This is a genomic window from Cetobacterium sp. ZOR0034 (assembly GCF_000799075.1).
Taxonomy (GTDB): Bacteria; Fusobacteriota; Fusobacteriia; order Fusobacteriales; family Fusobacteriaceae; genus Cetobacterium_A.
This window is the reverse complement of record NZ_JTLI01000016.1, coordinates 1-21,975: the sequence shown is the minus strand read 5'-3', so window position 1 is coordinate 21,975 and position 21,975 is coordinate 1. Positions and strand designations below refer to the sequence as shown.

Genomic DNA, 21,975 nt, shown 5'->3' with positions numbered 1-21,975 from the left:
AAGATGTTAGATTTATGGTTTACAGAGAAGTGGTCAGAAAATACAAAGTTTTCTATAAAGGTTAAAGAGCATCTATATTCAGAAGAGACACCTTTTCAAAAGATAGATTTCTTTACATCAGATGAGTATGGAAGATTCTTTACATTAGATGGAATGATTATGATAACAGAGAAAGATGAGTTTATATATCACGAGATGATAGCTCACGTTCCTATGTGTACGAATTTAAATATAAAGAGAGTTTTAGTTATCGGTGGAGGAGATGGAGGAACTGTAAGAGAACTTACAAGATACAACTCTATTGAAAAAATCGATATGGTCGAGATTGATGAGAGAGTTGTGAGACTGTCTCAAAAGTATCTACCGTTTACTTCGGATAGATTAGAGGATGAGAGAGTAACTCTTATTTTTGACGATGGATTAAAGTTCGTTGAGGAGTGTGAGAGTGAGGCTTACGATCTTATTTTGGTTGACTCAACAGACCCTATCTCAGTAGGAGAGGGATTGTTTACAACTGAGTTCTACAAGAACTGTTTTAGAGTTTTAAAAGAGGATGGGATTTTAGTAAATCAACACGAATCACCATACTATGAAAGATATGCTACTGAGATGAAAAAAGCTCATGAGAAGATAAAAAATATCTTCCCAATTGCAAAGGTATACCAATTCCATCAACCAACTTACGCTTCGGGGCATTGGCTATTTGGATTTGCTTCTAAAAAGTATGACCCAGTGTCAGATTGTAATGAGAGTGCATGGAACGCTTTAGGATTAGAGACAAACTACTATAACACAGATATCCAAAGAGCGGCATTCGCACTGCCAAACTATGTGAAAAAGCAATTAGAAAAATAAATCTATATATATCTATAAAAATGAGAGGAAAAGAGATATCTTTGCCTCTTTTTTTTGAGGATTTTTAACCAAGATATTGTATAATAGACAAAGAAGTAAATAAAGATTTAGAGGAGGATTTATATGATTTTAATAGTTGTTTTAGTGTTACTAGCATTATTAGTAGCTTATGGTGTAGGAATCTACAATAAGCTTGTTAAAGAGAGAAACTTTGTGGATGAGGCGTTTTCAACAATCGATGCGTATTTGAAGAAAAGATATGATCTGATTCCAAACTTAGTTGAGACAGTAAAAGGTTATAAAGATTATGAAGGTGGAGCTTTAGAAAGAATTATAGCAGCTAGAAATAGATATATGAGTGCAACGACAACAGAGGAGAAAATAGAAAATGAAAATATGATTACGGGAGCTTTAGGTAGATTATTCTCTATAACTGAGGCATATCCAGAGTTAAAAGCAAATCAAAACTTTATGAAACTCCAAGATGAACTTGTAAAAATTGAAGAGGATATTCTTCAAGCTAGAAAATATTACAATGGAAGTGTAAGAGTTTATAATACTATGTGTGAGACTTTCCCAAGCTTAATAGTTGCAAATAACTTTGGATTCAAAAAATATCCATTCTTCAAAGTTGAAAATGAAGAGGAAAGACAAAATGTTAAGGTACAGTTTTAGTTTATTTCTACTCTTAGTTTCTTTAGCTAGTAACATATTTGCAGATTCAGGATATGTTATAGATAACTATCGAGTAGATATAACTATAGATGAGAAAAATATATATCAGGTTTCAGAAAATATAACTGTAGATTTTAAAGAGCCACGAAGAGGGATATATAGAGTTATTCCTGAGGTGTTTAATGGTCGAGATATAAAAGTTAGGAATGTTCAGACGAATGTTCAAACTTCAGCTAAAGATGAGGGAGATTACATATATTTGAGAATGGGAAATCCAAATCTTTATGTGACAGGAATAAAAAATTATCTCATCAAATTCAATCATGATTTAGGATGGGATAGAGAGAGCTCATATGATGAGGTTTATTATAATCTAATTGGAAACGATTGGGATACTACTATAGAAAAATTAGAGTTTACGATAACACTTCCAAAATCATTTGATAAAAGTAAAATTAACTTCACTTCAGGTGTTCGTGGTAGTACGAACAATGAAGGCGTAAAATGGAGCGTGACGGGAAATACAATCTCGGGGTATACAGTTCAACCTTTAGGACCGAAAGAGAGTGTAACCATAGCTTTACCGCTTCCAGAGGGATACTTTGATTTTAGTGCAGAGAAAAGTATATACTATCTTTTAAAAACTTTGCTGTATATAGTTTATATAGCTATTCCAGCAATAGCTTTTATAGTTTGGAAGAAGTTTAGAGATGAAAAGCAGGTTATTCCAACTGTGGAGTTTTATCCACCGGATAATCTTACTCCAACAGAGGTAGGATATTATATAGATGGTGTAGTTCATAGCAAAGATTTAACAAGTTTAATTTTCTATTGGGCTGATAAGGGTTATCTAAAATTAAATGAGATAAAAAGCAGTGGACTTTTCTCAAAAGATGATTTCGAAATAGAGTTTTTAAAATCTGGAAATGATATTTCAAAAGAGTTTGAAAACTATATGTTTAGAGCTTTAGAAAGCTTTAAAAATTTAGATGGAAAAGTTAAAATATCAAGTTTGAAAAATAGATTTTATAAGCATATGGAGAAAGCGAGTGAAGTTTTAGAGATTGATTTGATTATGAATAAAAAAACTTTATATGATTCAAAGTCTTTAAGGATTGGGGATAGCGTCAGAGCGTCAATACTTTTAGTTATTGTTGCTACTATTATATATGTTAACTACTTCAATATTAGAGATATATTAGAGTTGGGAATGACAGTGATTCTAGCTGGGATATCAATTCTAGTAACAGTTGGAATCAGTGCGAAGATAAAAAAGAGAACGGAGTATGGTAGAGAGATTTTAGGACGTGTTCAAGGGTTTAAAAGATTCTTAGAAACAGCTGAAAAAAGAAAATTAGAGATGCTTATAGATGAAAATCCTGGATATTTCTACAACATACTTCCCTATACAATAGTTTTAGGTGTGAGTGATGTATGGGCTGATAAATTCAAGGATTTACAAGTTCCACCACCACAGTGGTATGGAGGAAATAGTGTTGGAAATGTATTTGTTATGACAGCGTTCATGAGAGGAATAAATAACTCTATGGGAGCTTTGAATGAAAGTATGTTATCTTCACCGAAGGCACCGACTAACTTTGGAGGGGGAGGTTCATCTATGGGTGGAGGCTCTTCTGGTGGTGGAGCTGGTGGAGGCGGAGGCGGAAGCTGGTAGTGAAAGAAACATACAAAAACAGTAGTATTAATTTGACCGGCCGTATAAAATTTGATATAATATAAGTCATTATAAAAAGAGCGGGAGGATGAATGCGAAAGGTTTTTGTATTGTATTTTCTTTTATTAACTCAGATTATATTTTCTGCTAACTACATACCAAAAAATACTAAAGAGGAAAAGATATTAGAGAGTTATAAAGGGCGTCAGTTGGTTTTAGGATTAAAATCATCAGATTTTGATAATACTATGATTGATGGAGAGTCTTTGAATAGTATAATTGAAGAGATGTTAGTAGATTATCTAAATTTGAATATCAGAGTAATAAAGAGCGATTGGAATGAGGTAATCACACTTTATAAAAATAAAGAGATTGATATCATGGGAACAATGACTCAAAACGAGCAGAGAAAAGAAAGTTCTGTTTTCAGTTTACCTATATATGACGATTTAATATATATTTCATCTTCAAGTAAGGGGAAATTTGATCCAAATAATTTAGAATCTTTAAATGGAAAAGAGATATATGCAACAGAAAGCTCTCTTTATATTGAGTATTTAGAAAAATTTTTAAAATATAATGATATAGATGCAAAGATTATAGAAGTTAAAGATAGTTACGAAAGAAAAGATAAGATTTTTTTAACATCTAAATATAATGTCTTGAGTTGGGATGAAAGCATAAAAGTTGGTTATCTTCCAGATGTGTCAATAGCACTCAAAAAAGAGCTAGGAGATTTAATAGAGATTATAAATAATGCTCTTTTAGAAAAGTACCAAGGTAAAATAAATAGACATTTAGAAAGAAGAACACATATAACATATCAAAATAAATTTATGTCCTCTTTGACAGATGAGGAGAAGGTTTATCTTCAAGGATTATCACAAATCTCAATAGCTTTAGATTCAAATCATACTTTGAGCTATTACTCTAAAGGTTTGAATAAATTTATTGGTGTTATACCATTCTTTATTGAAAACTTATCAAAAAGAACAGGTATAAAATTTAAAATAATAAATGACAAAAATAATAATTGGAACAATACTTATGCAGATTTTTTAAATAAAAAAATAAGAATTGTTCCTCTTCCAGAGAATAAAGAGTGGAATAAGAAATTAATATTTACAAAGGCGATATATACTCCAACTTTGTATAAAATATCGAGCTTTTATACTCATAATACTAAAGTAGGCGTTGTAAAAGGATCTGTAGAAGAGACGTTTGCAAGGGATTTCTATTCAAATGGGGATATAAAGCTGTATGGAAATTATGATCAATTAGAAAAAGCTTTAAATAGACATGAGATAAACACAGCGCTACAATTTGATATAAATAAAATGGATACGAGCAAGTTCAGAGTTGATGAATTTGTAAAAATACCAATCTCCTTAGCTCTTCATGAAGAGGATGCGATGTTAACAAACATTTTAAATAAGGGGATAAAGAATGGATTAAATCTAAAAAAATTAGAAGAGGAAGCGAATATAATAAAAAAGCAGGAAGCTTTTAATGAATATCAGAAGTTTCAAATGACAAACAAAATATTGTATATTTTGCTAGGAATCTCATGCTTACTTGGAATGGCTTCTATCTATAAGATTCTTTCAAACTATAAAGTGACAAGAGAGTTAAAAAAAGATTTAATTACAGGACTGCCAAATAGAACGGAGTTTTTGAATTTTATTTCAAAGAGAAAAATTTTAAAAGGATATGCAATAACTATGGATATTGATAACTTTAAAGAGATAAATGACAAATATGGTCAAGCATCTGGAGATTATCTTTTAAAAGCTGTAGGACAGTGTTTAAAAAAAATATTCCCAGAGCAGTATATCTATAGAGTTTCTGGAGATGAGTTTGATGTATTTGTTCAAGAGGAGTTTTTAATAGAGAGATTAAACTCTTTAAAAGAGGAATTGAAAGCTTTGAAGTTAGCATATCAATTAGATTTGAGTATAGGTTACTATAAAAAGAGTGGAACAGAGGATTTAGAAAATGCTTTTAAACATGCTTATATGGCTATGGAGGAAGCAAAGAAAAGAAATGGAACTTATTATTTAGAAGCAACAGAGGAGCTTTTAAAAATAAAGAAGAGAGAGTATTCGATAAAATCTCTTTTAAGAAATAAAGATTTATCAGGACTTTATGCTGTGTATCAACCAAAGTTTGATATAAAAACAAAGAGAGTTATTGGTGGAGAAAGCTTAGCTAGATGGTCTGATAAAGAGCTAGGATTTATATCACCAGCTGAGTTTATTCCAATAGCTGAGGAGATAAATCTGATTCATTTAGTGGATTATAAAATAGCTGATGAGACTATAAAGTTTATTAGGGATTTAAAAGAGAATGAGTTAGTTGATGATGAGTTTAAGTTGTCATTCAATCTTTCTATGAATACTTTAGAAAGAGACGATGTTGTTCAAAAGATAAAAGAGCTGTTAGAAAAAAATGATGTTTTAGGAAAATGGTTAGAAGTTGAAATAACAGAATCGATTTTCTCAACAAATTTAAAAACTACACTATTGAAGATAGATGAATTAAAAAGACTCGGATTATCTCTCGCTATGGATGATTTCACAGCAGGGCATTCCACAGTTAGTTTACTTCCACTTTTACCACTTGAAGTTGTAAAATTTGATAAAGGTATACTAGATGCCATAGGAACAAAGGATAACTTAGTAGCTTCTAATATCTATAGTGCACTTATAGGTCTTGTGAAGGATTTAAATGTTATGATTGTTGCAGAGGGAATTGAAACTGAAGCACAATTACTATTCCTAGCTAGTTCTAATGTAAGGATAGGACAGGGTTATATATTTAGTAAACCTATAACAAAGGATGAATTTGAAGAAAAATTATAATAAAAATTTAAAAGGAAATTAAAATATATAAGGTATATATTTGTAGACAAACCTTCTTTAGATTAATCTGAAGAAGGTTTTTTAGTTTTTATCTACAAATTTGACTCGCGGTTCAAAAAGACTTTACTTTTTGTAAAAATGTGCTATACTAAAAATGAACAAAAAACAAAGTAGTGTAAAAATAACGGAGGTGTTCAAATGAAGCTGTCTAGCTATCTATCAGAAAAGGTAATTATTCCCAACATAAAAGGGAGTAATATAAACGAGTTGGTAGAGAATATGTTGAATCAATTAGTTGAAAACAACAAAGTGTTAAAACTTGAAAAAGAGATTATGAAAAAGGCTGTTTTGAAGAGAGAGGAAGAAGCATCAACATACTTAGGGTATGGAGTAGCTATCCCACACGCGAGGTTAGAGCACTATGATGATATATTAGTAGCAATTGGTTTCCCAGAAAAACCTATTAAAGTAAAAACTTTAGATAATAAAGAAGAGGAATTAAAAATAGTTATCCTTGTACTTGCTGATGTATTAAAAAGTAAAAAAATATTAAAAATAATGTCAGGAATCTCTAAATTAGCTATAAAAAATAGAGATGTTTTAGATAAAATAATAGCAGGAAAAGATCCTGTTCAAACAATAAAGATATTAAAAGCTGAAAATATAGAGATAGATCACAACATAACAGCTGAAGATTTGATGACAAATACTCCAGGACCTGCAAGTGTAACTAATACACTAGAGGATATAGCAAAGAGAATAGTTATGGAAAAGGTAAGTGGAATTCCTGTTGTGGATAAAAATAACAAGTTCTTAGGAGAGATAACTGAAAGAGAGCTTATCGCCTTTGGAATGCCAAAGTATACAACAATTTTAAATGATTTAAACTTTATGACTGTTGGAGAACCTTTTGAGAACTACCTAATAAATGAGAAAACAACTACGATAGAAGAACTTTATAGACAAGATGGAGTTGTAACAGTAGATAAAGAAGCATCTTTAATGGAGGTTTCATATCTATTTATGAATCGTGGAGTTACTAGAATATATGTTATTGAAAATGGAAGGTATCTTGGAATTATTCTAAGGTCGGATATTATAAGAAAAATATTACATATATAAAAGGAAGTGAGTTTATGTTAAGCTTAGTATTAGGACTCTCTATATTTATTGCAGTGTTCTACTGTATAATAACAGAGAAAGTCCCAGGGGCATGGGCAACTATGATTGGTGGTTTAGCTATGTCTATGGTTGGTTTATTTAATGAAGAGGAAGCACTACATGCAATAGCAAGTAGATTAGAGATTTTATTCCTATTGATAGGTATGATGATTATAGTTCATTTGATATCAGAAACTGGTGTTTTCCAATGGTTTGCAATTACGTTAGCTAAATTTGTTAGAGGGGAACCATTCCTTCTGATAGTATTTTTAGCGATAGTAACAGCTATATGTTCGGCGTTTTTAGATAACGTTACAACGATATTGTTAATGGCGCCTATATCGATTTTACTTGCGGGAGAGTTAAAATTAAATCCATTCCCATTTGTAATAACAGAGATTATGGCTGCGAATATAGGTGGAAATGCAACACTGATTGGAGATCCAACTCAACTGATCATCGGGCATGAGAGTGGTCTTGGGTTCAATGAGTTTCTATTCAATACATCACCAGTAGCTATAATATCTATGGTAGTTTTACTAGTGAATGTATACTTTATCTACGGAAAAGATTTCCATGTTTCAACAGAGCTAAAAGCTAGAATCATGGAGATGAATCCAAGCAGAACTTTAAAAGATAAAAAGTTATTAAAAGAAGCTGGGATTATATTCTCGTTGGTTATTCTTGGATTTGTATTAAACAACTTTATAAATAAAGGGCTTGCAATAATCTCTTTAAGTGGAGCAATACTTCTTGTAACAATAGCTAAGAGAAAACCTGCAGATGTATTTAAACATGTTGAGTGGGATACACTGTTCTTCTTCATAGGACTATTTATGATGGTTCTTGGAATAGAAAAAATCCATGTTATAGATGTGATTGGTGAAGAGATGATAAAACTTACAAAAGGAAACTTCCAATTTGCAACTTACTCTATAATGACTCTATCAGCACTATTTACATCAATTATAGGTAACGTAGCAAATGCAGCGACAGTTTCAAAGATTATAGATGTTATGGCACCTACATTTAATGGTGTTCATACTGATGCTCTTTGGTGGGCACTATCATTTGGATCATGTTTAGGTGGAAACATCTCGATACTAGGTTCAGCAACAAACGTTGTAGCTGTAGGAGTAGCAGGGAAATCTGGTTGTAAAATAGATTTCGTACAATTCTTAAAATTTGGAGCACTTATAGCTGTACAAACTCTTGTAATTGCTGGTATATATCTAAAGCTTAGATATATGTAAAATATTTTGTAATAAAAAAATAAAATTCCCTCTAGTAAAAGTACTAATAAAGGTATATAATGTCTGAGCATTATTTATTTTATAAGTACAACGGAGGGATTTTTTTTATGAAAAACAATATGAGTTCAAAGAGTGGTGGTGCTGTCTTAGGTGCCGCTTTTTTAATGGCGACATCTGCGGTAGGACCTGGCTTTTTGACTCAAGCATCAATTTTTACAGAGCAATTTAAAGCTAATTTTGCATTCTCTATTTTATTATCTATTTTGATAACACTGGTGGTTCAACTAAATATCTCAAGAGTTATTGGAGTATCAGGGATGAGAGGGCAGGATTTAGCAAATAAAATTGTTCCAGGGTTAGGGTATTTGATTGCTGTTTTAGTTGCTCTTGGTGGATTTGCTTTCAATATAGGAAATGTTGGAGGAGCAGCATTAGGTTTAAATGTATTATTTGGATTTGATTTAACATATTCAGCTCTGCTTGCTGGAGGGATAGGAGCTATGATTTTTATCTCTAAGGACGCAGGAAAGTTTATTGATAAATTTACAAAGGTACTTGGGGTTTTGATGATTTTGGTGATATCGTATGTGGCTTTAGAGAGTAAACCACCTGTTACAGAGGCCGCTTATAGTGCAATATTTCCAGAGAGTTATAGTGATTTGAGTTTCTCACTGCTGACACTTCTTGGAGGAACAATAGGAGGTTATATAATATTTGCTGGAGGACATAGACTTTTAGATGCGAATATTAAAGGTGAAGAAAACTTGAAAAATATAAATAAAAGTTTATTTATAGGTGTAAGTATAGCTTCGATTATAAGAATAGCACTTTTCTTGGCGGTTTTAGGAGTTGTATCTTCTGGTGCAAAACTTAATCCAGATAATCCTCCAGCTTCAGCTTTTATGCAGGGAGCGGGTTATATCGGCTATAAGATATTTGGAGTTGTGATTTTAGCTTCATCTTTAGGAACAATTGTAGGTGCGGCTTATACATCAATCTCATTTTTGAAAACTCTTTTTCCCTTTGTTTTAAAATATGAAAAGAGATTTATAATAGGGTTTATTCTGCTTTCAACAATTGTTATGGCAGGAATTGGAAAGCCAGTATCACTTCTAGTTTTAGCAGGTGCATTGAATGGACTTATTCTGCCAATAACTTTAGGTATTACACTACTTGCTTCTAGGAAAAAGGAGATAGTAGGGAATTATAGGCACTCAAGAGTTTTGACGATATTTGGTGTTATTATTGTTCTAGTTATGGGGTATGAAGGGATATCTTCATTAGATAGCATATTCTCAATTCTTTAAAAGGTATGAAGCGTATCAGAGATAGATGAAATCTGATACGCTTTTTTTATTGTGGTTGGAAAATTTTAAAGCTTCCACGATTTTCAAGATAGGTTCCAAAAACAATGTAGTTCTCATCTCTATAGAAGAATGTATCGCCCTCTTGAAACTCTTTTATATCCTTTAGAAACTTAAAATTAAGTGAGTAATAAAAATTATATCCAATCATTATATTGTATATAGTTTTTGTAAAAGTAGAGATATCTTTATATAGTGAGATTTTTTCTTTAATAAGAGTGTGATTATTAAGTTGAAGAATCTCTTCGATATTTTCACCTTTTCTTTTTAGGTAGTTTATAAGCTCGGCATCTGAAAGAGTCAAATTATTCTCCTTTAAAAATAAAATAGCTCTTTTACATTGAATAAATCCGATATCATTTATACAACTATTTATAGATTCCCAAACGTTTTTATAATCCTCAATATTATTTTTGACAAGCTGAATCAAGTAGTTTGTCTCAGCACTCTTTTGAATAAGAGCATTATTTTTTAAGAGAAACTCTATAGCTGTAACTTTGTTGTTTTTAGCATCCCCTTTCTTGATTTTATTATAGATTAGGGTGTAGTTAGAGTGACTATTGATGCTTTGAAGTAATGGCTTTAAAAGAGCTTTCTCAAAATCAAAAAAACGATCATAAGCTTCATCTTTTATATTGAAGAGTTCTTTTAACTCCTCAATCGTCAGAGTTAAACTAATGTTTTCAGAGTTATTCTTCAAAACAAGATTAAAAAAATTATGAGAAGATCTTTTTCTGAAGTAGAAAAAAGTTCTTAAAGAGATTGAACACTCAACACTGTTTTTTTTAAAAGCATTTATAATCATTGGTGGAACAGTGATATTGAATTTACCATTAGTTTCAGAGAAAAAGCTTACATAGGGGAAAAATACACGAGTGTATCTGTTCTCGGCATCACAGTAAGAGTAGCCTATATATTTTTCCATCAACCCTTTTAATCCGATTTGAATATCATCATCGCTTAATTTTTTAAAGTCATCAGCAGTTAAAAGAAAATCGGTTTTAAGTTCAACATCATCTTTTTTTAATTGCTCTATTTTTTTTAAAATTGTTAGAAAGATACTGTTTTCAAGTTTAGAAGTACGTTTATCTATAGTTATATCCTGATTTAAAATTTGAGAGCTCATATTTTTTCACCTCAATAGAATTTTTTTTAATTATTTTTTTATATTTTATCATAGAAATAGACGAAACAAAATTATAAAAATAGATAATAAAAAATATAAAAATATGAAATAGACGAAACAAAAAAGCAAAAATAGCAAATTTGACAGAAAAAAAGGTTTAAAGTATAGTTAGAGCATAAGATAAAAACCAGAGGGAGTGAGAGAGATGTTAGAAAAAAAGTATATGAAATTAAAGCTAACTGGTAAGACAAAAGATGAAATATTATCAGAACTTGTAGAGGTTCTAAATGAAGGTGGAGCATTAGAAAATAAAGATGAGTTTCTAAAAGTTGTAAAACAAAGAGAGGCAACATCATCAACTGGATTGGAAGAGGGAATAGCTATTCCACATGGGAAAACTAAAGCTGTTAGAAAACCAGCAGTAGCTTTTGGAAGATCAGAGGGTGTTGACTTTGATTCGTTAGATGGAGAACCATCAAAACTATTCTTTATGATTGCAGCACCAGAGGATGCAACAGATTCTCATATAGAAACACTATCTAAACTTACAAATAAATTATTGGATGATGAGTTAAGAGAAAGATTAGAGTTAGCTAAAACGGAGGATGAGGTATTAGCTATTTTAAATGAGGAGAAAAAGGTAGAGGAAAAAGTAGTGGATAAAAGAGCTGGATTTGTAGTAGCAGTTACAGCTTGTCCAGTAGGAATAGCTCATACATATATGGCAGCAGATTCTTTAGTAAATAAAGGGAAAGAGCTTGGTGTAGAGATAAAGGTTGAAACAAATGGAAGCGTAGGAGTTAAAAATGAACTTACAGCTGAGGATATAAAAAGAGCAACTGGAGTTATCGTAGCAGCGGATAAAACTATAGATATGGATAGATTTGCTGGAAAAAGAGTAATACAAGTTCCTGTAAAGCAAGCTATAAGAGTTCCAAAAGAGTTAATTGAGAAAACTTTAAATGGAGAGGGAGATATCTATGTGGCTTCTTCAAATTCAAATAAAGATAAGCAGGGAGATAAAAAGGAAAAAACTGGAATTTATAAACATCTTATGAATGGTGTTTCTCATATGCTTCCTTTGGTTGTATGTGGTGGAGTTTTAATAGCTCTTTCAATAGCATTATCAGGAATTAAAGCTGGGTCAGGTGCAGATGTAAGTAATCCGTTCTTTAAATCTATGTTGGATTTAGGAGCAGCAGCATTTGGACTTATGATTCCAATTCTTGCAGGATACATAGCTATGAGTATAGCCGATAGACCAGGACTTGCTCCAGGTTTAGTTGGAGGTGCGTTAGCAAATAGTGTTGGTGCAGGATTCTTAGGTGGTATGGTTGCCGGTTTTGCTGCAGGTTATATAGCTAAGTGGGTTAAATCTTGGAATGTTCCAGAGGGATTAAAACCGATTATGCCTATATTTGTTATACCATTGGTTTCAACATCTTTAGTTGGAGTTATTATGTACTTTATAGGTGCACCTATAAGTGGATTTATGAATATGTTAACAGATGTATTAAAGGGTATGGAATCAGGTTCTATTTTCTTAGCACTGATTTTAGGATGTATGATTTCGTTTGATATGGGTGGACCGATAAATAAAGTTGCTTTCCTATTTGGATCAGCTATGATAACTCAAGGTGTACCAACAGTTATGGGACCAATAGCAGTTGCAATCTGTATTCCACCAATAAGTATGGGAATAGCTACAATGATGGCTCCAAAAAATTATGAGAGTGGAGAGAGAGAAGCTGGAAAAGCAGCATTTGCAATGGGACTTATTGGAATTACAGAGGGAGCTATTCCGTTTGCAGCAGCAGATCCGTTTAGAGTTATTCCATCAATAATGGTTGGAAGTGGAGTTGGAGCAGTTATAGCTGCAATAGGAAAAGTAGCAGATCATGCACCTCATGGAGGACCAATCGTATTACCAGTGGTTGAGAATAAACTTATGTTTATAGTTGCAATAGTTGTAGGATCACTTGTTAGTGCGATAATGGTAAATATTCTTAAAAAAATAAAAAAGTAAATTAACAAAATATTGATGAAATCTAGCTCCCATGATACTATTTAAGAAAAAGTACGTGGGAGTTTTTTATGAGAAAAAGAGTGTTAAAAAGTATTATTCAGATTATTCCTATATTTATAATAGGTGGGATATTGTCAGTTATTTCACTTTATAGCAATAATCAATTTATAAAGCAACTCAGTGATTATAGCTTTCTTATGGTGCCACCACTTTTAGGTGGAAGTATAGCAAAGGAGATCTCTGGAAGCGTCGGCTTTATACCTGGGATGATATTGGGATATCTATCAGGAACTATTGGTCTTGGAATGTTTGGGGGAATTTTTGTAGGAATACTTTTAGGGTATTTTATAAATGGATTGAAAAAGATAGAGACTTCAATTGAGATGTCTTCGATAATGTATATTGTTATTATTCCGATTTTATCAACTTTATTTGTTGGATTGGGACTACATTATATTTTTCAAGAACCGATGAAGCATATATTAGATGGCTTAGCACAATACCTAAATAGTTTAGATGATAAAAATAATATATTTTTAAATTTTGTTTTAGGAGGATTGATTGGTGTAGACTTAGGAGGACCAATTAATAAAGTTGCATATGTCTATGCTACAAACACCTTGGAATATGGTAGGGGAGATGCAATGGGAGCCATAGCAGTCGCAATATCAACCCCACCTTTAGCTCTTGGAATATCACAATTTGTATTAAAAAATAGATTTTCTAAAACAGAAAGAGAAGCTGGATTGATTTCGATACTTTTAGGAATACTTGGAATTACAGAGGGTGCCTTGCTATTTTTGACAAGAGATATAGCTGTTCTTCCAACTACAGTAATAGGAGCTGCTATAGGAGCTGCAGCAGCGACAGTTTTAAAAGTTGAGTCGATGGTACCCCATGGAGGAATGATTATACTTCCTCTGATAGACAATAAGATAGGATTTTTAAGTGCTCTTTTCATAGGTGTTGCTTCAACAATATTTATGTTGTATTTCTTGAAAAAAGGAGAAAAAAATGGATAGAAGTGTTGAAAATATCCATCTTTTGATGGTAAAAGATAATTTAGAATTTAAAGAGATTGAGCTTTTAGAGGGATATAAATTTGTAGCATATAGTTCTGGTTTAAAAGATAAATGGGTAGATATTCAGTTAAATTCAGGTCATATTCTAGAAAGAGAAGAGGGAGAAAACTATTTTGAGGATGTCTTTTTAAAAAAAGAAAAGTTGTTAGAAGAGTTAATGATTTTTATAGAGAGTCCTAATGGTGAAATTGTAGGAACTGGAGCTATCTGGGAAGGAAAACATTTTCAAAATGATAAAAAAAGAGAGTATCGTTTACACTGGATAGCTATCGATCCAAAGCATGGTGGAAAAGGGTTAGCAAAAGCTCTTGTATCAAAGTTGTTAAGTATATTTAAAGATAAAAAAATGGGAGAGGGATTATACCTCTCCACACAAACTTGTAGCTATGTAGCTATAAAAATCTATCAGAATTTTGGTTTTCAACCTTACAATTTAAAAGAAGATAGTGTAGGTTGGAGTATAGTTTTTCAAAAACTTAATGAGAGATAAAGATTTTATCAAACTCTTTATGATGAATTAAGAAAATATCAACAAGAGCGGGGTCGAAATGTTCACCACGTTCTTTTTTTATTATTTCAACAGCAACATCATGAGTGAATCCATCTTTATACACTCTTTTTTGGCGAAGAGCATCATATACATCAGCTAAAGCAACAATTCTAGCTTCTAAAGGGATAGCATCCCCACTTAATCCAAACCAATAGCCTTTTCCATTCCATTTTTCATGATGGTAAAGAGCTATATTTTCAGCAATAGGTCCAAGTTGCATCTTTTGAACAAGTTCTTTTCCAAAGATAACATGTTTTTTCATCTCGTTGAACTCTTCTTCTGTCAATTTAGCAGGTTTTTTTAATATCATATCAGAGATTGCTATTTTTCCAACATCATGTAAAGATGCGTATTCTCCAATCTCTTTAATAAATTTATTTGAACATTTTAGCTTTTCAGCTAAAAATTTTGAGTATAGGTTGACTCTTAAAATATGGTTTCCTGTATCTTCATCATTGAGCTCATTTGCAGCTTCAAAACTTTCAACAAGAGCTTTAGTGATACGTTTTTCTTTTTTTGAAGCTATAGTAGCTTTTCTTAAAAGATAGAAAAGAGTTGCAATAAGTAGACTCATACTACTAAAAACAAAAAGTAGATACTGATAATTTGGTGATAATCTTTTAGGAACTGTTAGTTCAGTTTGGAGAATCTGAATCTCAGCTAGATGATTTGGGAAAATTTTATCAACTAATTTAGCTAAATCAGGATCTTTTTTGATACCAAATCCAATTTTAGGACTATTTCCTAAAAAACCAGCAACTTGAACTTTATCATCTAAATATCTATTTCCGATGGCCATAGACATAATTTTAAAATCAGCATAAACATAATCAATTTCATTTTTTAAAATAGCATCTAGAGCTGAATCAGTATCAGGATATATTTTATAAAATTTAAAATTCGGAAGAAAATTTAAAAAATATGGATTTATTTTCTCAAAAGAGATAATACCAACCTTTTTATTTTCAGCACTTTGATAAGTATCAAGAAAATTTTGATTACGATTAGAAAATGCAGCAACTTGAACTTTATAGTATGGAATAAAGTAAGCATTGCTATTATTTTCAAATAATTTTGAATCGATTGCTTTTATATCATAGTCATCATTTGGATTTTGAGTATAAACTATAGGAAGTTCAGTGAGTTTCGAGAGTTCTTCTAGTCTGTCAATCACATATCCTTTATATCCAGATTTTGTTTTATAAAAAAGAGGTAGCATTCCTTTTGCTTCTGGAATAAAAACTTTTAAACTAGAATAGCGTCTTTGTACTCTTTTGATTATAAGTTCTTTAGATAATAGTTGTTTATAGAAAATAGGTCTTTCATTTTTTAATACATTAGCAACATACTTAGTGGTAAATTCTACTTTAAATTTAGAGATAATAGATTCTAAAATTGGTTCATTTTTATTGATTGCCATCCAAAGGTGGGTTGAAGGAATATTTTCAAATGGTGTAAAACGATAATTTTTTAAAATATCGTTACTACTTTTTCCGACAACAGCATCAACTAAGCCACTTTCAAGAGCCCAAAATCCGAAGTTTTCTTTATCGTTAATAGATATAGCTTTATTTTTTAAATCTGGATAAAATTTGTCTAGAAGGATAAAGTCGGACGTTGTGGGAATAAGACCAACTTTATATTTATCAAGATTCTGAAAATCAATTATAGTATCGCTTTTAGAGTATAATCCTAAGGTGTATGAATTCAGAGTTGGTAAAAAAGAGTAATGCTTTTCTCGCTCTTTAGATTTGCTAGCATTGAATATGACATCTCCCTTGCCATTGTTTAAAATATCTTGCATTTCCGATTTTTCTAGAGATTTAAAATTAAAATTTAAACCAGTTTGATTTGTAATATTTTCAAAAAAATTTATATAAACTCCCCTTAAGTTTCCATCTTCATTTTCATAAAGATAGATATGTTTTGGATTATATACATAGACATTAAATGTTTTGTCATAATTTTTTTTAATCCAATTAATCTCTTCAGTAGAAAACTGAATAGCGAATATATTTAAATATATAAATATAAAACTAAAAAATAGTTTTAATAACATGAAATTCCTCCCCAAAAAAGACCTTAAGCTTATTATATCAGAAAAAAATGAAATACTACAGAAGTTTTTATGCAAGTAGTTAGACAGAAATAAAGTTGAATTAATCTTAAATAAAAAACTTATTTTTTGTTTCTTTATTTTTGAAGTTAAAATTTTTTAGATTGGAAATGTGTGCAGAGAATAGCCTATAAATAAAAGAATATATAGAAAATAAATAATAAAAAAGGGGATGATAGTATGAGATATCAAAAACATCTAGAAAAAACACTTTTTTTATTTGCAATTATGACTGTTATACAAAATACTTACACTCAAGAAAATAAAATAGAAAATATAATAGTTTTAGATCAAATATCAACAGATGAAAGTCTGAATTTTGACTTAGAATCACAATATGAAGAGCAGGAATTGATTACACCAGGAAGAATGGTTTTAAAAAATAATGGGGGGTATATATATTCTATAATCGATCCAATTCCAGTAGATTCAAAACTATCAATAAAAGCAAATCATAAACAAGATATAGAGTTAGGAAAAATAGATTTTTTTATATACACAAATTATGAAGAAGAGATAAAAAGGTGGGAGATATTGATATATGAAGAAGATGATTTATATCGTTTAGATCCAATTGGAAAAATAGAAGGAACAGAAATAAAGTTAAATGAACCAATACTGTTCAGTTATAAAAAAGAAACTATAAAAGAGGGGGAACGCTATTTTTATACACTAAAAGTTTTTGATGAAGGAGAGCGTTTTAATCAAACTGAAATACAAGAAATTCAATTTGTAAAAGCGATTGATTCTAATAAAAATATAGATGTTGCTAATAGTATTTACGGAAAAGATAATACAGCCATAAAAAATATTCATTTAAAAGGTTCAAAGGTTAGAGTTTATGGAAAGGATATTCAAGGAGTTAAAGAGATTTCTGTAAATAATCAAGTTGTGAATTTAGATTCAAAGGGTGATTTTTTATTTGAATATTATACAAAAAATACAGGAGAGGCAACAATACCGGTTTTATTATCAGATAATAAAGAGAATCAATATATTTATGACATGCAGATATATTTACCTAATAATTACACATTTGCAGTAGGAATGGCAGACTTGTTTGTTGGTCAAAACTATGTGTCTGGAAGTGATACAATACTTCAAGATAGTTATAAATATGATGAAAATATTTTTTCTTCTGGAAGATTGGCCTTTTATTATAAAAAAGTGTGGGATGATTATAGATTAACAGCTCAAGCAGACACTTGGGAACAAGAGACAAAGTATATTTTTAAAGATTTTTCTAAAAGAAGACCGAGGGATCTATTTGAAAAGTTAGAAAGAGATGATATAGAATTTAATTTAGGTGATGAATCAACTTATTATAGTGATACAGATAGCACAGGAAAGTTTTACATAAAATTAGAAAAACAACAATCTAGTCTTTTATGGGGGAGTTATAATACTGGCTTTACAGGCAATTATTATACTGATTACAATAGAAGTCTATATGGAGCTCAAGGTATTTATAATAGTCTTGACTCTACAAAGTTTGGTGATTCTAGAACAATTGGAAATATTTTTGTAAGCGAACCAGAGACACTTTATACGAGAGATGAATTTAGAGGGACAGGAGGAAGTGTTTACTATTTAAGTTTTCAAGATATAGTTACGGGAAGTGCAAAAGTAAAAGTTCAAGTGACTGATGGAAGAACAGGAAGAGTTTTAAGAGAGATAGTTTTAGAAGAAGGCAGAGATTATAGTATGAATGATCTTCAAGGAAGAATTATTTTGAAAAATCCATTACCAACAATAGCTTCTAGCACAGAGAATGGAATTATAAAAGATTTGCCGTATTCTGGAGATAGTATAAATTTGGTTGTAGAGTATGAATTCTATTCAAGTAATACAGATTTTGCAAAATCTACTTATGGATTAAGAGGGAAAACATGGATAACTGATAATTTAGCTATTGGAGGAACATTGGTTTCAGAGACAAGAGGAGATGAAATTCAAGATTATGAATTAGAAGGAGTTGATCTAACATTAAGAAAAACAGATAATACTTTTATAAGATTTGAGTATGCCCATTCAAAAGGAACACAAACTCTTATAAATAATTTTTCTTACAATGGAGGATATGATTCGTTTTTAGATAGAGAGAAATATGAAGAGATTATAAGTAATCCAACGAAATATTTTAATAATATATCCGGAGACGCATATTCAATATCTGGAGAAGTTGCACTTAAAGATATTGATATGAGATTTGACCCAAGAGATGGATTAACATTCTGGTATCACAAAAAAGAAGCAGGGTTTTCATCTGCAGGGTTTTCAAATAGCAGCAATCATGATGATTACGGATTTGAAAGTAGTTTTCAATTAACAAATAAATGGGTAGCAGGATTTGGAGCAAGTAAATTTAAAGAAAAGGATACGAGTTATTTAACAAGAAGTTTTATTGAGACAGAAGAAGATAGAGCTAGCATGATTACTTCTTATCAGTATAATGAAAAACTTAAATTATCTACAGAGTTAGAGTATATAAAAAATCAAGAAAAAGATAGAACTATTTCGGGAAATGATTTAATAGAGAAAGCTTTACTTATAGGAGTTAGAGCTGACTATGAATTTGAACCAAATAAAAGTGTATACGGAATAGCTCAAACTGATATCTGGAGCGAAGGGTATGGTGTAAATAATCTATATACTTTAGGGACAAAATTGAGATTAACAGATAAGTTTCGTTTGAATACTGAAGCAAGCACAGGAAATAAAGGGAATGGTGTGGAAATTTTAGGAACTTATGATTTTACAGAGAATTACAGTTTATATACAGGATATGCTTTAGATAATAATAATGAGTTTGGTTCTAGTAGTGGAAAAGAGCACACTTTGACTTTGGGTCAAAAATATCTATATGATTCTAAAACGTCGATGTATCATGAAAATCAATTTTTAAAAGATAGTATTGGAACAGGTTTTTTACAGTCATATGGGATAGATTATACATATTCACAAGATATTACAGTGGGAACTCTAATTCAACATGGAGATATAGATACTTATAGTGGGAATTTGTCTAGAACATCTTTAAGTATATACAGCAGATATTATGTTAGAGACATGATGTTGAGAAATAAATTAGAATTTGGAAAAGATAGAGGAGCTGGAATATCTGCTGATAGATGGGCCACAATAAATAGAGGAAAATGGATATTAAATGATGAGTATACTTTATTTGGAGAATTTAATTATCTATACAGAGATGCTAAAGAAAATAAAGATGATAGATCGATAGAAACAGGATTAGGGCTTGGATATAGACCTGTTTGGAATGATAAGCTGAATTTGATAGGAAAATATGAATATGTTGAAAATATAGGGATAAATAATCAGTTTAATTCAACGAATGATACGAAAGCTCATATTTTGTCTTTGGAAGGTATATATGAATTAACTCAAAAACTTGATATTGGTGGAAAATATGCGTTTCGGACAGAGGAATTTCGTGCTGGAAGAGGAGAGGGAGATTGGTATAATTCAAAACTTGATCTGTATGCAGTTAGATTAAACTATGAAGTTATTAAAAGTTGGTATGCTTTTGCAGAATATCATTTATTAAGGGATATTGAAGAGGAGGCATATGAGCATGGAGCAATTTTGGGTGTTTATAAAGAAGTACAACAAAACTTAAAAGTGGGAGCAGGATACAACTTTACCAAGTTTGATGATGATTTAAGTGATTTAGATTATAATGCCAAAGGTTGGTTCATTAACATTATAGGTAAATTCTAAAGAGGGAGGCAAAAAGTATGATAATAAAGCATAAGTTAGTTATAAAACAGTTCATATTTTTTATATTATTTGTAACAATAAGTATTTTAAATTTTGCAATACCTGAAGGAATAAAGTTGAATGATTCTGAAATAAATATTTTACCAGCGGTTAATAAAACTAGAGCTATAATAAGTAGCTTCGATCCAAATGAGGCAGATGGTTTTATAATTCAAGATAGTGGGTCTAATTCCGGAAATATTATAGTTAATAAGAAAAATTTGGTAACAGGAAGTAATAGTATAGAACCTAAAACATTAACGGTTGGAGGAAATGCAAACAATGCTTTTGGTTATAATCCAAAAGATGATTATATTTATGGGATTCAAAGAATAAATAAACCTTTTGGAAGTAATCATGAGTATAAATTAGTAAAAATAGGAAGAGAAGGAACTACTGTAGGATTTTCTGTTGAAGCAATTACAGGAATAAATTCAAGAGAATCTATATTTGTAGGGGATTTTGACAAAGAAGGAAACATGTATGTTACGGGTGATAATAACATATATAAAATAGCGATATTGGATAACGGAACGGGGATAGCTACTCCTATTGGAAGTAGAGAGAGTAATCGATTTGCAGATTGGGGCTATACGGAGATTGATGGAAAGGAAAGATTTTATTATATTTTAAATGATGGGAGTTTAAAATATTATGAAAAAAGTGGAACTATTTTAACAGAACCTACTTTAGTGACAACAGGATTGGCAACAGATCAAGGAACTGTAGTTGCGATTTTCATGGCGGGAACAAATATGTTTTATAATCCATCGGGAACAAACAAAATATATAAAGTAGATTTGACAGCCTCTAATCCAGTATCTACACATTTCACAACATTGGATAATCAAACAAGTAGTGGTGATGGTGCTAGAAATTATTTACAATTAATTCCAGATTTAGCGGTAGGAAAGGATATTTTAAACGGAACTGTAGGCGAAAATGGAGAAAAAATATTTTCTCAAGGGGAAGAGGTGAGCTATAGATTAGTTATAAAAAATTCAGGTAGTTACCCTTTAGGAATAGATAATATCTCAAAATATACGATTTCAGATAAAATAGATTTATCAAAAGTAAATAATGTAGCAACGAATGTTATAGCTAAAAAATTTAATCAATTAACTGAGGGGATAGGAACTTCTATCCAGGGATTCCCGACAGAGTTAATATATGATTCTTCTGGAGAATTTAAACTATCTTCTGATTTGAATCAACTTCCTAGGTTAGATGTAGGGGAGCGTCTGGAGATAGAATACAATTTAGCTATAAAATTATACTCATTTAGTGGAGATACAGATCAAATAAAAAACACGATAGTAGGAACGATTCCAAATAAAGAAGTAACGAGCGAGAGTCAAGCTACAGTAACAATACTTAAACCAGAAGTTGTGGTATCGAAGATATCGGATAAGGAAGGTATGATAGTTCAATCAGGAGATACGATTAAGTAT

At 30.9% G+C, this 21,975-nt stretch carries 14 protein-coding genes; 12 read left to right on the top strand and 2 right to left on the bottom strand.

All coding sequences use genetic code 11. The features are described from left to right. Positions 1–3 precede the first annotated feature (3 nt). The 7 genes from speE to L992_RS04900 all read left to right on the top strand — a co-directional run bounded on the left by speE (position 4) and on the right by L992_RS04900 (position 9,787). Positions 4–855: a polyamine aminopropyltransferase gene (gene speE / locus L992_RS04930; RefSeq protein ID WP_047394707.1), complete on the top strand. Its 852-nt coding sequence runs from the start codon at positions 4–6 to the stop codon at positions 853–855. A gap of 123 nt (positions 856–978) precedes the next feature. Next, complete coding sequence (locus tag L992_RS04925) at positions 979–1,530, top strand: LemA family protein (protein ID WP_047384885.1); 552 nt, start codon at positions 979–981, stop codon at positions 1,528–1,530. Beyond that, a complete protein-coding gene (locus tag L992_RS04920; RefSeq protein WP_047394704.1) occupies positions 1,511–3,205 on the top strand; it encodes a DUF2207 domain-containing protein in 1,695 nt (564 codons plus the stop codon). The genes L992_RS04925 and L992_RS04920 overlap by 20 nt, the downstream gene beginning before the upstream one ends. A 92-nt stretch (positions 3,206–3,297) precedes the next feature. Beyond that, positions 3,298–6,066, top strand: coding sequence for an EAL domain-containing protein (locus tag L992_RS04915; protein ID WP_047394700.1), 2,769 nt, complete (start codon positions 3,298–3,300; stop codon positions 6,064–6,066). A 198-nt stretch (positions 6,067–6,264) separates the two neighbouring features. Continuing rightward, positions 6,265–7,188, top strand: a complete 924-nt coding sequence (locus L992_RS04910) for a PTS sugar transporter subunit IIA (protein WP_047384890.1) — start codon at positions 6,265–6,267, stop codon at positions 7,186–7,188. A gap of 14 nt (positions 7,189–7,202) precedes the next feature. Continuing rightward, positions 7,203–8,480, top strand: a complete 1,278-nt coding sequence (locus L992_RS04905; RefSeq protein ID WP_047394697.1) for an ArsB/NhaD family transporter — start codon at positions 7,203–7,205, stop codon at positions 8,478–8,480. A gap of 107 nt (positions 8,481–8,587) precedes the next feature. Continuing rightward, entirely contained in the window at positions 8,588–9,787 is a 1,200-nt protein-coding gene (locus L992_RS04900; RefSeq protein WP_231549758.1) for an NRAMP family divalent metal transporter, read from the top strand. A gap of 46 nt (positions 9,788–9,833) precedes the next feature. Here the strand turns inward: L992_RS04900 and L992_RS04895 are convergent, their stop codons facing one another. Further along, complete coding sequence (locus L992_RS04895) at positions 9,834–10,970, bottom strand: replication initiation protein (protein WP_047394695.1); 1,137 nt, start codon at positions 10,968–10,970, stop codon at positions 9,834–9,836. Between the two features lie 205 nt (positions 10,971–11,175). Here L992_RS04895 and L992_RS04890 point away from each other — a divergent pair, with 205 nt between their 5' ends. The 3 genes from L992_RS04890 to L992_RS04880 all read left to right on the top strand — a co-directional run bounded on the left by L992_RS04890 (position 11,176) and on the right by L992_RS04880 (position 14,568). Continuing rightward, positions 11,176–12,996, top strand: coding sequence for a fructose-specific PTS transporter subunit EIIC (locus L992_RS04890; RefSeq protein ID WP_047394692.1), 1,821 nt, complete (start codon positions 11,176–11,178; stop codon positions 12,994–12,996). 68 nt (positions 12,997–13,064) lie between these two features. After that, entirely contained in the window at positions 13,065–14,018 is a 954-nt protein-coding gene (locus tag L992_RS04885) for a PTS fructose transporter subunit IIC (RefSeq protein WP_047394689.1), read from the top strand. Beyond that, entirely contained in the window at positions 14,011–14,568 is a 558-nt protein-coding gene (locus L992_RS04880) for an N-acetyltransferase (protein WP_047394687.1), read from the top strand. The genes L992_RS04885 and L992_RS04880 overlap by 8 nt, the downstream gene beginning before the upstream one ends. Here the strand turns inward: L992_RS04880 and L992_RS04875 are convergent. Continuing rightward, positions 14,555–16,687 (bottom strand): HD domain-containing phosphohydrolase, encoded by a 2,133-nt coding sequence (locus tag L992_RS04875; RefSeq protein WP_047394684.1) that lies wholly within the window; start codon positions 16,685–16,687, stop codon positions 14,555–14,557. The genes L992_RS04880 and L992_RS04875 overlap by 14 nt on opposite strands. A 237-nt stretch (positions 16,688–16,924) precedes the next feature. Here L992_RS04875 and L992_RS04870 point away from each other — a divergent pair, with 237 nt between their 5' ends. Both L992_RS04870 and L992_RS04865 read left to right on the top strand, forming a co-directional pair. Continuing rightward, the gene (locus L992_RS04870; protein WP_047394681.1) at positions 16,925–20,485 is read left to right on the top strand and encodes a hypothetical protein; all 3,561 of its coding nucleotides are present in this window, start codon (positions 16,925–16,927) and stop codon (positions 20,483–20,485) included. A 17-nt stretch (positions 20,486–20,502) separates the two neighbouring features. Further along, positions 20,503–21,975: hypothetical protein (locus tag L992_RS04865; protein ID WP_047394679.1), on the top strand; the 1,473-nt coding region annotated here is incomplete at its 3' end.